At 57.9% G+C, this 13,486-nt stretch carries 16 protein-coding genes; 8 read left to right on the top strand and 8 right to left on the bottom strand.

The genetic code is table 11. The features are described from left to right. Positions 1–48: 48 nt before the first annotated feature. The 3 genes from lepA to ACQZ63_RS05845 all read right to left on the bottom strand — a co-directional run bounded on the left by lepA (position 49) and on the right by ACQZ63_RS05845 (position 3,423). A complete protein-coding gene (lepA, locus tag ACQZ63_RS05855; RefSeq protein ID WP_025592156.1) occupies positions 49–1,887 on the bottom strand; it encodes a translation elongation factor 4 in 1,839 nt (612 codons plus the stop codon). A gap of 61 nt (positions 1,888–1,948) precedes the next feature. Then, the gene (locus ACQZ63_RS05850; protein ID WP_003514598.1) at positions 1,949–2,818 is read right to left on the bottom strand and encodes a carbon-nitrogen hydrolase family protein; all 870 of its coding nucleotides are present in this window, start codon (positions 2,816–2,818) and stop codon (positions 1,949–1,951) included. Beyond that, positions 2,815–3,423, bottom strand: coding sequence for a hypothetical protein (locus ACQZ63_RS05845; RefSeq protein WP_003514600.1), 609 nt, complete (start codon positions 3,421–3,423; stop codon positions 2,815–2,817). Before ACQZ63_RS05845 ends, ACQZ63_RS05850 begins: the two co-directional genes overlap by 4 nt. A 73-nt stretch (positions 3,424–3,496) precedes the next feature. Here ACQZ63_RS05845 and ACQZ63_RS05840 point away from each other — a divergent pair, with 73 nt between their 5' ends. The 3 genes from ACQZ63_RS05840 to ACQZ63_RS05830 all read left to right on the top strand — a co-directional run bounded on the left by ACQZ63_RS05840 (position 3,497) and on the right by ACQZ63_RS05830 (position 5,116). After that, on the top strand, positions 3,497–3,898 hold the full coding sequence (locus ACQZ63_RS05840) for a ketosteroid isomerase-related protein (RefSeq protein WP_035197705.1): 402 nt from the start codon (positions 3,497–3,499) through the stop codon (positions 3,896–3,898). A 95-nt stretch (positions 3,899–3,993) separates the two neighbouring features. After that, positions 3,994–4,575: a helix-turn-helix domain-containing protein gene (locus ACQZ63_RS05835; RefSeq protein ID WP_113555601.1), complete on the top strand. Its 582-nt coding sequence runs from the start codon at positions 3,994–3,996 to the stop codon at positions 4,573–4,575. A gap of 22 nt (positions 4,576–4,597) precedes the next feature. Continuing rightward, positions 4,598–5,116 (top strand): GNAT family N-acetyltransferase, encoded by a 519-nt coding sequence (locus ACQZ63_RS05830; RefSeq protein ID WP_038489521.1) that lies wholly within the window; start codon positions 4,598–4,600, stop codon positions 5,114–5,116. Between the two features lie 10 nt (positions 5,117–5,126). On the opposite strand, the gene ACQZ63_RS05825 is transcribed toward ACQZ63_RS05830, so the two are convergent. Then, positions 5,127–6,203, bottom strand: coding sequence for an alpha/beta hydrolase family protein (locus ACQZ63_RS05825; protein WP_113555600.1), 1,077 nt, complete (start codon positions 6,201–6,203; stop codon positions 5,127–5,129). Between the two features lie 143 nt (positions 6,204–6,346). Here ACQZ63_RS05825 and ACQZ63_RS05820 point away from each other — a divergent pair, with 143 nt between their 5' ends. Continuing rightward, on the top strand, positions 6,347–7,435 hold the full coding sequence (locus ACQZ63_RS05820) for a helix-turn-helix transcriptional regulator (protein WP_162763596.1): 1,089 nt from the start codon (positions 6,347–6,349) through the stop codon (positions 7,433–7,435). A gap of 3 nt (positions 7,436–7,438) precedes the next feature. Here the strand turns inward: ACQZ63_RS05820 and ACQZ63_RS05815 are convergent, their stop codons facing one another. Then, entirely contained in the window at positions 7,439–8,542 is a 1,104-nt protein-coding gene (locus tag ACQZ63_RS05815) for a TRAP transporter substrate-binding protein (RefSeq protein WP_003514611.1), read from the bottom strand. Positions 8,543–8,680: 138 nt separating this feature from the next. Continuing rightward, positions 8,681–9,154: a group III truncated hemoglobin gene (locus ACQZ63_RS05810; RefSeq protein ID WP_111782885.1), complete on the bottom strand. Its 474-nt coding sequence runs from the start codon at positions 9,152–9,154 to the stop codon at positions 8,681–8,683. 140 nt (positions 9,155–9,294) lie between these two features. Between ACQZ63_RS05810 and mbfA the strand changes: the two genes are divergently transcribed. Further along, positions 9,295–10,278: an iron exporter MbfA gene (gene mbfA, locus ACQZ63_RS05805; protein ID WP_003514615.1), complete on the top strand. Its 984-nt coding sequence runs from the start codon at positions 9,295–9,297 to the stop codon at positions 10,276–10,278. Between the two features lie 63 nt (positions 10,279–10,341). On the opposite strand, the gene ACQZ63_RS05800 is transcribed toward mbfA, so the two are convergent. Both ACQZ63_RS05800 and ACQZ63_RS05795 read right to left on the bottom strand, forming a co-directional pair. Then, positions 10,342–10,956, bottom strand: coding sequence for a transglutaminase-like cysteine peptidase (locus ACQZ63_RS05800; protein WP_003514617.1), 615 nt, complete (start codon positions 10,954–10,956; stop codon positions 10,342–10,344). Positions 10,957–11,074: 118 nt separating this feature from the next. Then, positions 11,075–11,863, bottom strand: coding sequence for an alpha/beta hydrolase (locus ACQZ63_RS05795; protein WP_111782884.1), 789 nt, complete (start codon positions 11,861–11,863; stop codon positions 11,075–11,077). Positions 11,864–12,050: 187 nt separating this feature from the next. Here ACQZ63_RS05795 and infC point away from each other — a divergent pair, with 187 nt between their 5' ends. The 3 genes from infC to rplT all read left to right on the top strand — a co-directional run bounded on the left by infC (position 12,051) and on the right by rplT (position 13,430). Beyond that, positions 12,051–12,587, top strand: a complete 537-nt coding sequence (gene infC / locus ACQZ63_RS05790; RefSeq protein ID WP_060641871.1) for a translation initiation factor IF-3 — start codon at positions 12,051–12,053, stop codon at positions 12,585–12,587. Between the two features lie 194 nt (positions 12,588–12,781). Continuing rightward, a complete protein-coding gene (gene rpmI, locus ACQZ63_RS05785) occupies positions 12,782–12,985 on the top strand; it encodes a 50S ribosomal protein L35 (protein ID WP_003493355.1) in 204 nt (67 codons plus the stop codon). Positions 12,986–13,025: 40 nt separating this feature from the next. Beyond that, positions 13,026–13,430: a 50S ribosomal protein L20 gene (gene rplT, locus ACQZ63_RS05780; RefSeq protein WP_003514622.1), complete on the top strand. Its 405-nt coding sequence runs from the start codon at positions 13,026–13,028 to the stop codon at positions 13,428–13,430. The last annotated feature ends 56 nt before the right edge of the window (positions 13,431–13,486 follow it).

The following is a 13,486-nucleotide window of genomic DNA, read 5'->3' as shown; positions in this document are numbered from 1 at the left end:
GGAGGCCGTGAGCCTCCCTTGTCAAATCAGCGACGATTTAGCGGCCGCTTATTCGTCGTTCATCTTCAGCGCAGCGATGAAAGCTTCCTGCGGAATCTCCACCTTGCCGAACTGGCGCATGCGCTTTTTGCCTTCCTTCTGCTTGTCCAGAAGTTTGCGTTTACGCGTCGCATCGCCACCGTAGCACTTCGCCGTCACGTCCTTGCGCAACGCGCGCACGGTTTCGCGGGCGATGACCTTGCCGCCAATGGCCGCCTGGATCGGGATCTGGAACATGTGTGGCGGAATGAGTTCCTTCAGCTTTTCGCACATGCCGCGTCCGCGCCGGTCAGCCGCCGAGCGGTGGACCAGCATGGAGAGTGCGTCTACCGGGTCGCCGTTCACGAGGATCGACATCTTGACGAGATCGCCTTCACGATAGTCGATAATGTTGTAGTCGAACGAGGCGTAACCCTTCGAGATGGATTTCAGGCGGTCGTAGAAATCGAACACCACTTCGTTGAGCGGCAATTCATAGGTGATCATCGCGCGGTTGCCGACATAGGTCAGCTCCGTCTGCAGGCCGCGCCGGTCCTGACAGAGTTTCAGGATACCACCGAGATATTCGTCGGGTGTCAGGATCGTCGCCTTGATCCACGGTTCGCGGATTTCCTTGATCTTCACGACATCAGGCATATCCGCCGGGTTGTGCAGTTCCTTCTCGGTGCCATCCGTCAGCGTCATTTCATAGACGACCGAAGGTGCTGTGGCGACGAGATCGAGATTGAACTCGCGCTCGAGGCGTTCCTGAATGATTTCAAGATGCAGCAGACCGAGGAAGCCGCAACGGAAACCAAAGCCGAGAGCGGCAGACGATTCCATTTCGAAGGAGAAGGAGGCGTCGTTGAGGCGAAGCTTGCCCACCGCCGCGCGCAGATCTTCGAAGTCGGCCGCATCAACAGGAAAGAGGCCGCAGAAAACCACGGGCTGCGCCGGCTTGAAGCCGGGCAGGGCCTGCGCCGTCGGGCGCTTGTCGTCGGTAATGGTATCGCCAACACGCGTATCGGCGACTTCCTTGATCGAGGCGGTGATGAAACCGATCTCGCCGGGGCCGAGGCTGTCGACATTGACCATCTTCGGGGTAAGTACGCCAACGCGCTCGACGCCGTATTTCGCGCCGGAACCCATCATGCGGATCTGCTGGCCCTTGGTCAGCACGCCGTCGATGACGCGCACCAGAACCATGACGCCCAAATAGGTGTCGTACCAGCTGTCGACGAGCAGTGCCTTGAGCGGCCCGTTCTCACCGACTTCGCTCTTCGGCGGTGGCAGGCGGTTGACGATGGCTTCGAGAACATCGGGGATGCCAAGCCCGGTCTTGGCCGAAATCAACACAGCTTCGGAAGCATCGATGCCGATTACTTCCTCAATCTGTTCCTTGATGCGGTCGGGTTCGGCGGCCGGCAGGTCGATCTTGTTCAAGACCGTCACCAGCTCGTGATTATTGTCGATCGCCTGATAAACGTTGGCCAGCGTCTGGGCTTCCACACCCTGAGATGCGTCCACCACCAGCAGCGAACCTTCGCAGGCCGAAAGCGAGCGGGACACTTCGTAGGCAAAGTCGACGTGACCGGGCGTGTCGATGAGGTTCAGCACATAGGTTTCGCCGTTATTCGCCTTGTAGTGCAGGCGCACGGTCTGGGCCTTGATGGTGATGCCGCGCTCGCGTTCGATATCCATCGAATCGAGAACCTGTTCCGACATATCGCGCTCGGCAAGGCCGCCTGTCGACTGGATCAACCGGTCGGCCAGCGTCGATTTGCCGTGATCGATGTGGGCAACGATCGAGAAGTTGCGGATATGGTCCAGGGGCGTGCGGGTCGAATTTGTGCTCATGCCCCGCGCTATAGCAGGGGCTTCTCATGCCGCAAAGCGGGAATTTGGTTAAAAGCCCTTTAAAATGGGCTTTTCAGATCGCAAACTGCTCCGGCCAGTCGCGGCGGGTGGCCACTTGTCCTTCGGTTCTAAGCTTGGCCACGGCAGCAAGGTCGATATCGGCGATCAGCAACGTGCTGTGTGTCACCGCATCGCTTTCGCTTTCCGCGACGATACCCGATGCCGGCATGCCATAGTCGGATGGCACGTAAAGTGCTGCGCGGCCACGATTTTCATCGACGGCGGGAGACCATGGAGCCTCACCCGCCGTGGGGGAGGAAAGGACGGCATATTGGTTTTCCAGCGCCCGCGCCTGCGCGCCGATGCGCACCCGGTAGGCGCCGGCCAGCGTATCGGTGCAGCTGGGAGCGAGAACCAGTTCGACGCCAAGCTCGGCCAGCTTCCGGCCAAGCATCGGGAACTCGTTGTCGTAACAGATGAGGATGCCGAGCCTGCCGATCGGCGTCTCGAAGGCTTTCAGGCCCTCGATGCCGGCATGGATGTTCCATTGCTCCCGCTCGAAGCGCGTCATGATCTGCTTGTCCTGATACCCGATCAGTCCGTTGGGGCCGAACAGCCATGCGCGGTTGCGGAACTTGCCGTCCTTGTCTTTCACTGGCGCGCTGCCCGGCTGAAACAGGATTTGATGTTGCCGCGCCAGCTCTTCGCAAAGCTCGACCCATGAGGGGATGAGCGGCTGTATCTCTTCGATGGAGCGGTGCAGGTCCGAGCGCGCATCCGGCGGCAACTGCCCGGTCAGCGTCATGGCCGAATATTCCGGCAACAGCAGCAGCTCGGCGCCTTTTTCTTTCGCCTCGCGCACGATGGCGGAAAGATGGGCGGCATAGCCTTCCCATGTCTCGATGAGTTCGATGGCATATTGGCTGGCGGCGAGTTTCGTCATCTGTTTTCCTCTCCGGCAGCAATGGTCTTCATCCAGAAGGACAGGGGCTTTGGGCTTTCGGTGCTCTCGTCTAGATCCCGCCAGGTGAAGCTGGTGTGCAATTCCGGGTGATGGCGATAGCCGCGTTTTTCCCAGAAGGTATTCAGCGGCACGTAATCCAATGGCCGGCGCGGGTGGTCGGCGGGGCGCTCGACCGCGCAGAAGGTGCAGCAGTTGAAGCCGAGCTTGCTCGCATGCGCCTCCCGCTCCACAAAGAACCGCACCCCGATGCCATGCCCGCGATAGCTGGGCAGAAGCACGCTTTCGCCGAAGTAAAATATCCGGTCCGGATCGTAACCCGCCTTCAGGAAGGGCGCCTTCACCTCGTCGGTCTCGGCCGCCATCGGCATGCCGGTGGACATGCCCACCACGTGTGCGCCATCCAGCGCCAGCACGAAAACCGCGCCTTTCGTGTCGGCATAGGTGGCGAGATATTTGCGCTCGTAATCCAGCGATCCGTCATAGAGATAGGGAAAGGCGCGAAACACTTCGATCCGCAGGCGCGCAAGGTCATCGAAATAGGGCGCGGCCTCGATGCCGGAAAGAGACTTGATTTCGACGGTCATGGGCATTTTCACTTTCGGTTGCACTGGTTATACCGTCATGGAAAACCCGCGCAAGCATTGAACGGAGAAGACAATGACCGCCACTGAGACCATCCGCGCCTATTACGATGCCTTCAACCGTCAGGACATGGATGCCTTTCTGGCGCTTCTTCACGACGAGGTGGTACATGACATCAATCAGGGCGAGCGTCAGACCGGAAAGCCGGCTTTTGCGTCCTTCATGCAGCACATGAACCGCTGCTATAAGGAAAACCTCACCGACATGGTCATCATGGCGAGCGAGGACGGTAAGCGCGCCTCTGCGGAATTCATCGTGAACGGCGAATATCTCGCAACCGATGAAGGCCTGCCGGAAGCCGATGGCCAGACATACGTCCTGCCGGCTGGTGCATTCTTTGACCTGAAGGATGGAAAAGTTAGTCGAGTAACGAACTACTATAATCTGAACGATTGGATCGCCCAGGTCGCTGCCTGATGCATCTTTGCCGCACGCCGAACCCGCGGTAAAAAAGCGATCGCAATTTCCATTATGGTAGATATTGACTCCATCATGTGAGAATGTATTCTCGCATGATGGAAAACGAAGATCATATTCTCGAACGCTCTATCGGCGACCGCATCAAGACGTTGCGCGCCGAAAATGGTTTGACCCTGGATCGGCTCGCCGCCGAATCCGGCGTCAGCCGCGCCATGATTTCCCGCGTTGAACGTGGCGAGGCGAGCCCCACGGCCTCGCTTCTTGCCCGCATCTGCGCAGCGCTAGGCCTGTCGCTCTCCGGCTTTTTCGCCGAAGACGAAGAGGCTGTTTCACCGCTGGTGAAAAAGCGTGACCAGCAGCTCTGGAAAGACCCGGAGACCGGTTATGTGCGCCGTGCCATCTCCCCGCCACGCGTCGGTTCCGATGTCGATATTGTCGAGGTCGAGTTCCCGGCGGGCGCACGGGTCGGTTTCCCGCCGCATGCGGCAAGCCGCGGAATGACGCAATATGTCTGGCTTTTTGACGGTGTGCTGGAGATGACGAGCGGTGGAGACGTGCACCGGCTGGAACCCGGCGATTGCCTTTTCATGCCGGTGGGTGAGGGACATGTCTTCCACAATCCCTCAGAAAAACCTGCCCGTTATGCCGTCGTGCTGGATCAAAGACAGCGCTGATTTTCCCCGACAGGAGTTATTAATGGCCACCATCCGCGTATTGAACCGGGCAGAGACGATCAATGCCTTGCCCGAACTTTGTGACGTTATCGCCGACTGCGTTAATGGCGGTGCGTCTGTCGGTTTCATGCTGCCTTTCTCCCCAAAAGATGCAGAGCCGTTCTGGCAGGATGTAGCCGATGCCGTGGAAGCAGGCGGCACCATTCACGTGGTGGCGGAAGTAAACGATAAAGTGGTGGGCACGGTGCAGGTCGGTCTGGCCTCCAAGCCCAACCAGCCACATCGCGGTGATCTGATGAAGCTTCTTGTGCATCGGTCGGCACGCGGGCTGGGACTTGCACGAAAGCTCATGGAAAAGGTGGAGCAGGAAGCGGTAAAACGTGGCCGTACCCTCTTGGTGCTGGATACGGCCACGGGTAGCGATGCGGAGGCAATTTATCCCCGTCTTGGTTGGGAACGCGTCGGCGTCATCCCCGACTATGCGCTTTTTCCCGACGGGCGTTATTGCGGCACGACCCTGTTTTACAAAAGGATCGGCTAGGTTCTTCTGGTTATTGACCCGGCTTCAGCGTGCGGTTGAAGGCGTTGACGATCATCGTTTCCAGCTGTGCATGAATATCCTTACGGTCGCGGGGCCCGGCCGGTTCGCAGATCGGATCGCGCTCGCCAACGGATTTGAGAAACGCGTCGGCATCCGGCTTGCAAAGGGGCAGGAAGCTGAAATGGTTGGCCTCGTCGACCTGTTGGTAAGTAGAGGCAGGCACTTGTGCTGCAAGCTCGTCGGCAAGGACAGCGGGCGGTATTTTACCTTCGCTGCCAAGATTGATGAAGGTCAGCGGAATATCGATTTGTCTCAGGCTGTCCGGCTGGAAAGCCAGTGCCAGACCCGGATCGACCAACACGGCGGAACGGATGCGTGGATCGCGGTTCTGCTGCTCGAAACGGGCCTTGTCGATGGTTCTGAGATAGAGCTTCGGCACGCTGACAGGCTCGTTATTGACATAGGCCCGGCCGCCGGCAAACCACTGGCAATCCATCATTGCTGCATTCTCTTCACAATAGCGCACATAGGCGTCAAGATCGGCGCGTGCACCTGCAATCTCCATCGCCGCGCTACCGCCCAGCGAAAAGCCGAGAACACCGATGCGTTGCGCATCGATTGCACCTGACCACGTGCCGTCCGTCGTCAAGGCCGTGACGATTGTGGATAGATCGTTCGTCCGTTCCCAGATTTTCGGCGTATCGGCAGGCGTCGAGTCACCACTGGTCGTGCCGGGATGATTGGTTCCGGCGACGATGAAACCTTCGCTGGCGAGTTTCGCGGCGATCCAGGCCATGCCTTCAGCGCGCGAGCCGGACCCGTGCGAAATCAACACGAGGGGGAAATGGCCGTCCTTGATGGTCGCGTCCTTCCGAACCGCCGTTCCCTGAAAGATACGGTTCTCGGAGGAAAGCGCCGGTATGCCGTCTCCGCCTTTGGCCGGATACCAGATCGTAACGTCAAGGTTTGTGTCGCGAGCCTTGGAAGAAACTGGGATGCTGGTAAGCCCGACATCCTCTGCGGCAAATGCCTGCGGGGAAAAAGCCGCGCACATCAGAAGTGCGACAAGGGTGTTTTTCAGTGTCATGAGAGCCTCTCCGTTTGACAAGGTGGATGCTCCCGTTTTCCTTCTAGGGTGAATAAATGCGTCCTTGATCGCGTTAAAGGTCGTGCCGAAACGCGATCTGGTCCATGAATGGGTGGTAATTCATCGCTTCGGGATCGTTATCCGTGCTTTTCATTCCATTGCCTTTTGTCGTCGCACTTCTGCTGGTCGTCATGTTCATCGTCTTCTTTCGAGGCGGAGAGGATATGCGAACCAACCGGGCGTTTCTGGCGCTCATCGCGCTTTGCGCCGTGCAGTCCGTTCTTGTCGGCTTGCGCTGGGGATATGGTGTGAGCGAAGCGCGTTATGTTTTGCCTGTTCTGGCTGCCTGCCTGCCGCCTCTCGCCTACATCGCCTTTCGCGGACTGATGGGCGTTGGAGTTGAAAGCAGGAGGGCGATGTTTGCCAGTCTTGTGCTTTCACCTTTCTTCGTCGTCTTTCTGGAGTTCGTCCTTCCCGTTGCGATCGATTTTGCGCTGATCGTGATTTTTGTCGGGCACGCCATTGCCTTGCTTCTCTTGGCAAGAAAAGGGCCGGATGGGCTGGACGAGGCACAATTTGCCAGCGTCGCATCTGCGCACAAGGCGCTTATTGTCGCCGCGGTCGCTCTCTGCGTTTCCGCGTTCTTCGATCTTCTGGTGTTTTTCGATTTCGAGTGGGCGCATGGAGAAAATGTTGCCGCACTTGTCAGCAATGCCAACCTTCTCGGGCTTCTGCTGATCGGTCTCATGGCTGCACTTGCCGGCAAAAGCAAAGCGCCGCAAACGGCTGCCCAGCCTTCTGCGGAGTTGTCTTCACCGGCGCCTTCACAACAGGACCGGGACGTTGTCGAAAGGCTTGATCGCTTGATGGAGACCCACACGCTCTACCGCGATGAGAACCTAAACCTGTCACGGCTCGCAAAACGTCTCGGTCTGCCGAGCCGGCAAATCTCGGGCGCCATCAATCGCTCGCTCGGCGTTAACGTCTCGCAATATGTCAACCAGCTGCGCATCCGCGAAGCCTGCCGGCTGCTGGAGGAGACGGATCAGTCGGTCACTGCGATCATGCTGTCTTCCGGCTTTCAGACCAAATCCAACTTCAACCGGGAATTTCGCCGCGTCACCGGCATGAGCCCGGTGGACTGGCGTGAACGCGAGGTGTGGAAGCTGGTATCGAATACAAAAACGGCCACCCGGCAGATGCCGGATGGCCGTTTGAAGATACTGAAATGAGGATCAGAGCGTGCCGTTGCGCTGCTGGATCATCATATAGGTGTCATAGGTATATTCGGCGATCTGTGCCCAGAGATAGGCGTCCTTCTTGAACGCCTGCTGGCTTTCGTAGATCTTCTTGAAGCTCTCGTTCTTGGCCGAAATCTCGGCATAGGTGTCCTGCGCCGCCTTGTGGCAGACGTCGAGGATTTCCTGGCTGAACGGCCGCAGGATGGCGCCCTGCGCCACGAGTTCCTTCAGAGCCTTCGGATTGCGCGCGTCATAACGCTCCAGCATGCTGGCGCTGCCGGCGGCGCAGGCGTCTTTCAGAATACGCTTGTAGTTCTCCGGCAACTCGTTGAACTTCTGCAGGTTCACGAAAGCATGAACGGCTGGGCCACCTTCCCACCATGCGGGGTAGTAGTAATATTTCGCAACCTTGTAGAAGCCGAGCTTCTGGTCGTCATAGGGACCGACGAATTCGGTTGCATCGATGGTGCCCTTTTCCAGTGCAGCGTAAACATCGCCGCCGGCGATCTGCTGCGGTGTCACGCCAACCTTCTGCATCACCTGGCCGGTCAGGCCCGCAATGCGCATTTTCAAGCCCTTCAGGTCATCGATGGTGTTGATTTCCTTGCGGAACCAGCCGCCCATCTGGGCGCCGGTATTGCCGAGCAGGATCGAGTAGATATTGTGCTGGGCAAGAAACTCATTGAGCAACTCGTTGCCGCCCGCCTGGTTGAACCATGCATTCGTCTGGCGTGCATTGAGACCGAAGGGAACCGAGGTCCCGAGCGCGAAGGTCGGGTCCTTGCCAACATAGTAGTATGAGCAGGTATGCGCCATTTCGACGGTTCCGGCCGTCACCGCATCCGCTGCCTGCAGCGCCGGCACGATTTCGCCACCGGCGAAATGCTGGATGACGAAGTTGCCGCCGGATGCTTCCTTGACATGATCGGCGACGATCTGGCCGGCACCGAATAGAATGTCGAGGCCCTTGGTGAATGACGACGTCATGCGCCAGGTGATTTTGGGGTTTTCCTGCGCAATGGCCGGAGCGGCCAGCACGGTTGCGGTAACACCGGCACCAACAGCGCCCGCCTTGCGAATAAATGATCTGCGATCCATGTCGATAAGCCCTGATATGTCTGCATATTACAGGCGAACCGTACGGTACGCCTCCCACTGGCTACTAAACATTTATCCTCGCGGCCATCAAGGGGAATATTTGAACTTGCCGGGCCTGCTATCATCGCCCGGATGGGGCTACGGATGCATGCGTTTTAACGCCGGATCATCCATTGCAGGATTATAAAACAGCGAAAGCGTCAGGCTTTTTGCGATACGTTCCGCAGTTTCCATGAAGCAGCTATGGGCTTGTGGGCTCGGCGCGATATCGTCAAGGGTGGCCGAAAAAAGCGCCAGCCATTGCGGGAACAGTTCCGCCGACATGCCTTTTACGCCAAGATGCGCCTGCACCGGCTTGCCGCCGTAGCCGCCATTCTTGAAGGCGACGGCGGCCCAGAACTGTTTCATCCTGGCCATATGCTCCGGCCAGCGCCCGGAAAGCCGCGCATCGAAGACAGGGCCCAGCGTGGGATGTTCCAGAACGCGGGCGTAAAATGTCTCGACCAGCAGGTCGACGAAACCGGCGTCGATGCCGATAGCCGCCATGGCCTTTTCCGCCCTGTTCTGAATTTCCGCGTTGTGGGCGGCCTTTGCCGCGATCTGGTCCTGCATTGTGCTTCCTTTTGCGGCAGAACCTACGTGGCTCTTCGACACTCCGCAATGCGACCCTTTGGCATATTAGAATAATTCTAAAAGGCTTGATTGTGACGTGATCAGGATGTATTTAGAATTATTCTAAAGAGGTTCCAGTCATGTTCCGCAGTCTTTTTTCCCTGTCCAAACGCCCGTTCTCCTCGCTTGGCGAACAGGAAATCCTCGCACTTGCCATCTCGTCCGAAGAAGACGATTCCCGCATCTACCGCTCCTATGCCGATCATCTGCGCGCGCAATATCCGCAATCCGCAAAAATCTTCGATGATATGGCCGAGGTGGAGCAGCAGCATCGAAACGTGCTGATCGACATGCACCGCAGGCGATTTGGGGAAACGATCCCCCTGATCCGCCGTGAGCATGTGCGTGGCTTTTACGAGCGCACGCCGGACTGGCTGGTGAAGAACCTGTCGCTTGACAAAATTCGTGCGCAGGCGGAATTGATGGAGGCCCAGGCGATCCGTTTTTACGATGAGGCTGTCAAGCGCACCAGCGATGCCTCGACCCGCAAGCTGCTCGGCGATCTGGCCGAGGCGGAGCGTGGTCACGAAGACATCGCGCAGATGCTGGAAGAGAAACATCTCGACGAAAACGGCAAGACAGAAGAGGCGGAAACCGCAAAGCGGCAATTTCTTCTGACCTTCGTGCAGCCGGGTCTTGCGGGACTGATGGATGGTTCCGTATCGACGCTGGCGCCGATCTTCGCAGCCGCCTTCGCCACGCAGGATACGTGGCAAACCTTCCTGATCGGTCTTTCGGCCTCCGTTGGCGCGGGTATTTCCATGGGCTTCACCGAGGCGGCCCATGATGATGGCAAGCTTTCCGGTCGTGGCTCTCCGGTAAAGCGCGGTCTCGCCTCAGGCATCATGACGGCCGTTGGTGGCCTTGGCCATGCGCTGCCCTATCTCATTCCGCATTTCTGGACAGCAACGGCCATCGCCGCGGTCGTCGTCTTCGTGGAACTCTGGGCCATCGCCTTTATTCAGAACCGCTTCATGGAAACGCCGTTCCTGCGGGCAGTGTTTCAGGTAGTGCTCGGCGGTTCGCTGGTGCTGGCCGCCGGTATCATCATCGGCAACGCCTAGTGAATAATAAAGCCCGCAGCGTTTGCTGCGGGCTTTCTGCATTGAGCCTATAATATCTGCCGATCAGCGCAATGCGCCGACCAGAACGTCGCGGCCATCCTCGATGGAAACCCAGCGGCCCGAATTGAAGGACGCCTGCCGCTTCAGATAAGTGTAGTTGGTGTCGGTCCAGAGCTTCACGTCGTCGGTGAGATTGTCGAGAATATAATCGCCATCGGTGGTGCGGAGCGTCAGCACGGCGTGGCCCTCGCCATCAGGCTTGCGCACGACAGTAATTAGCAGGTCAGCAACGGAAAACCCGCGCTCGATCAGCTTCTTGCGCTTCAGCAGCACGAAGTCCTCACAATCGCCAGCGGTCGTGGGATATTCCCAGACTTCTTCCTTGCCGTAGATTTCCATGTCGGTCATGGCGACGATCGAGGTGTTGACGGATGTGTTGATCTCGCGAACCACACCCCAGCCATACTCGGTGACGCGTGGCGGCGGCGTCAGCTTGCTTCGAATGTTGCACTCGCTCGCGTATTTCTGACAGAACTCATAATGGCCGATCGGCTGGGATGTGATCCCACCCGTCACCATGGAAGGGCTTCCCTTGGTTTCCGCCACGGCGGAGGCAGCAGTCAATAGCCCGGCGGCAACTGCAAACAGCAGCGCACGCGCCAGCGGTGCGTTCATCATGAAACCCGTCCCTTAATTCTTAACGAAAAGTTAAGAGGGTTGGGGGTCAGGAGTCAATCACTAGCCATCGGCGGCGCGCAAGACTCGTTAAATATGGTTAAGATCGTTGCGCAAATGCCTATGTTGCAAGGGCTTTGACGGCAGCCAGCATCCTGTCGATATCCTGCGGCCGGGACAGCCGGTGGTCGCCATCGCGGATCAGCGTCAAGACGACGTCGTCGGCAGGAAGATGTTCGAGGAGCTTCAGCGCATGCTGATAGGGAACATCGGGATCGCGCATTCCCTGCAGGATGTGAACCGGGCAGCCCGTGGTAATGATGCCGGTGAGGACGCGGTTCTGCTGCCCGTCTTCCATCAGCGCGCGCGTAAAGATGTTTGGCTCGGGGCTGTATTCCGAATGTTCCTCGAAATAACCTTTTTCTTCAAGCGACCGTTTTTCCGCATCCGTGAGGCTCGGCTCTATCAGGTCCGCCGTGAAATCGGGGGCTGGCGCAATGAGGACCAGACCAGCGACGGACGGCGTGCCGCCGGCCTTGCGCAGTTCCTCAACCATGCGCAGCGCAATCCATCCACCCATCGACGAACCAATAAGGACGACGCGCGATGGCGCCTTTTCGCGCACGACGGCAAGTGCCTCTTCCCGCCATCTTGAAATCGTGCCCTTTTTGAAGTCACCGCCGGAAGCGCCGTGCCCGGAATAATCGAGCCGCAGGCACGCAATGCCGTTTTCCGCCGCAAAGCGGTCGAGTTCCACCGCCTTGGTTCCCGTCATGTCGGAACGGTAACCGCCGAGCCAGACAAGCGTGGGTGCATCTTCTCGTGAAGTTGACGGGCGGTGAAGGACGGCGATGTCGCGGGCGTCGTCGCCCATGCCTACACGCAGGAATTCAGCGGCTTGTTCAGTCATGTATATGCAATTCTCCTGAATTTCGCGCAACAAAGGCGACGTATTTGCAAAAACCGTGACAACAGGTGATCTTTTCGGGCAGATATGCTATTGACTTCGCCACGGCAATAACGACATTTCCGCCGCTTGTACCAAACAAGCTGTTTTTTGCCGATGTGATCCAGAAACAGATCAGGAGAATACGACCATTCGCAGACCTTTCAAAGCCGATGCCCCCGTCAAGGAGGGCCCGCGCTCCAACCGGGAAATCCGGGTTCCCAGAGTTCAGCTTATTGATGAAGAGGGCCAGAACCTCGGTAGCATGCCGACGGACCAGGCTTTGAAAATGGCGGAGGATGCCGGTCTCGATCTCGTTGAGATTTCGCCGAACGCTGAACCGCCGGTATGCAAGATCCTCGATCTCGGCAAGCTTAAATACTCGACCCAGAAAAAAGCCGCTGAAGCGCGCAAGAAACAGAAGATCGTCGAGGTCAAGGAAATCAAGATGCGCCCCAACATCGACACGCATGACTATGACGTGAAGATGAAGGCGATGAACCGTTTCTTTGACGAAGGTGACAAGGTGAAGGTGACGCTGAAGTTCCGCGGCCGCGAAATGGCCCACCAGGAACTCGGCATGAAGCTTCTCCTCCAGGTGAAGGAAGATACCCAGGCGATTGCCAAGGTTGAAGCCGAGCCGAAGCTGGAAGGCCGTCAGATGATGATGGTTCTCGCGCCGAAATAACTCTTTCGCGCACGCCGCCCGGGCGGCATGAAGCACCACCGCAAGGGGAAGTTCGTATTCCCCGTTGCGCTTTTAACCGACTGCGGTTATAAGCGCGCGTCCGAACGGTCCGGCAGGGCATGCCGAGGCCGTTCCTGAATAGCTTGAAATAGGCCTCGTCTGCCTGTTTCGATACAAAAACACGGAGTAGCAAAATGCCCAAGATGAAGACGAAGTCCGCTGCAAAAAAGCGGTTCAAGATCACCGCCACCGGCAAGGTTGTTGCAGCCGCCGCCGGTAAGCGCCACGGCATGATCAAGCGTACCAACAAGTTCATTCGCGACGCGCGTGGAACCATGGTTCTCGCCGAAGCTGACGGCAAAAAAGTCGTCAAGAACTACCTGCCGAACGGTCTCTGAGACTTTTCCGCACTTTTGGACACTTTAAGGAGATCATGACATGGCACGCGTAAAACGTGGCGTTACTTCCCGCGCCAAGCACACCAAGACACTCAAGGCAGCCAAGGGCTTCTACGGCCGCCGCAAGAACACCATCCGCGCAGCAAAGGCTGCTGTGGATCGTTCCAAGCAGTACGCTTACCGCGACCGCAAGGTCAACAAGCGCAACTTCCGCGCTCTGTGGATCCAGCGTATCAACGCTGCTGTTCGCGAATTCGGCCTGACCTACGGCCGCTTCATCGACGGCCTGAACAAGGCTGGTATCGAAGTTGACCGCAAGGTTCTGTCCGACATGGCTATCCATGAGCCGGCAGCATTCGGCGTGCTCGTCGAGACCGCGAAGAAGGCTCTTGAGTACCTCAAGGAAGCTGGTACGACCAACGAGTTTGAAACCGCTGTAAAGTAATTACGGCGCGGACAATCTGTTGTTCATTTGAAACCCGCGCCGGTCCTCCGGCGCGG

The organism is Agrobacterium sp. CG160-95, assembly GCF_053521725.1.
This window is presented reverse-complemented; position numbering and strand designations above follow the sequence as displayed.

Bases quoted from the DNA above. Each gene is read 5' to 3' on its own strand.
- rpmI (WP_003493355.1), top strand. From the start codon at position 12,782: ATGCCCAAGATGAAGACGAAGTCCGCTGCAAAAAAGCGGTTCAAGATC.
- ACQZ63_RS05845 (WP_003514600.1), bottom strand. From the start codon at position 3,423: ATGACCGTCGAAATCAAGTCTCTTTCCGGCATCGAGGCCGCGCCCTAT.
- rplT (WP_003514622.1), top strand. From the start codon at position 13,026: ATGGCACGCGTAAAACGTGGCGTTACTTCCCGCGCCAAGCACACCAAG.
- ACQZ63_RS05810 (WP_111782885.1), bottom strand. From the start codon at position 9,154: ATGCAGGACCAGATCGCGGCAAAGGCCGCCCACAACGCGGAAATTCAG.
- ACQZ63_RS05800 (WP_003514617.1), bottom strand. From the start codon at position 10,956: ATGATGAACGCACCGCTGGCGCGTGCGCTGCTGTTTGCAGTTGCCGCC.
- ACQZ63_RS05830 (WP_038489521.1), top strand. From the start codon at position 4,598: ATGGCCACCATCCGCGTATTGAACCGGGCAGAGACGATCAATGCCTTG.
- ACQZ63_RS05795 (WP_111782884.1), bottom strand. From the start codon at position 11,863: ATGACTGAACAAGCCGCTGAATTCCTGCGTGTAGGCATGGGCGACGAC.
- ACQZ63_RS05840 (WP_035197705.1), top strand. From the start codon at position 3,497: ATGACCGCCACTGAGACCATCCGCGCCTATTACGATGCCTTCAACCGT.
- ACQZ63_RS05815 (WP_003514611.1), bottom strand. From the start codon at position 8,542: ATGGATCGCAGATCATTTATTCGCAAGGCGGGCGCTGTTGGTGCCGGT.
- ACQZ63_RS05825 (WP_113555600.1), bottom strand. From the start codon at position 6,203: ATGACACTGAAAAACACCCTTGTCGCACTTCTGATGTGCGCGGCTTTT.
- ACQZ63_RS05835 (WP_113555601.1), top strand. From the start codon at position 3,994: ATGATGGAAAACGAAGATCATATTCTCGAACGCTCTATCGGCGACCGC.
- ACQZ63_RS05850 (WP_003514598.1), bottom strand. From the start codon at position 2,818: ATGACGAAACTCGCCGCCAGCCAATATGCCATCGAACTCATCGAGACA.
- mbfA (WP_003514615.1), top strand. From the start codon at position 9,295: ATGTTCCGCAGTCTTTTTTCCCTGTCCAAACGCCCGTTCTCCTCGCTT.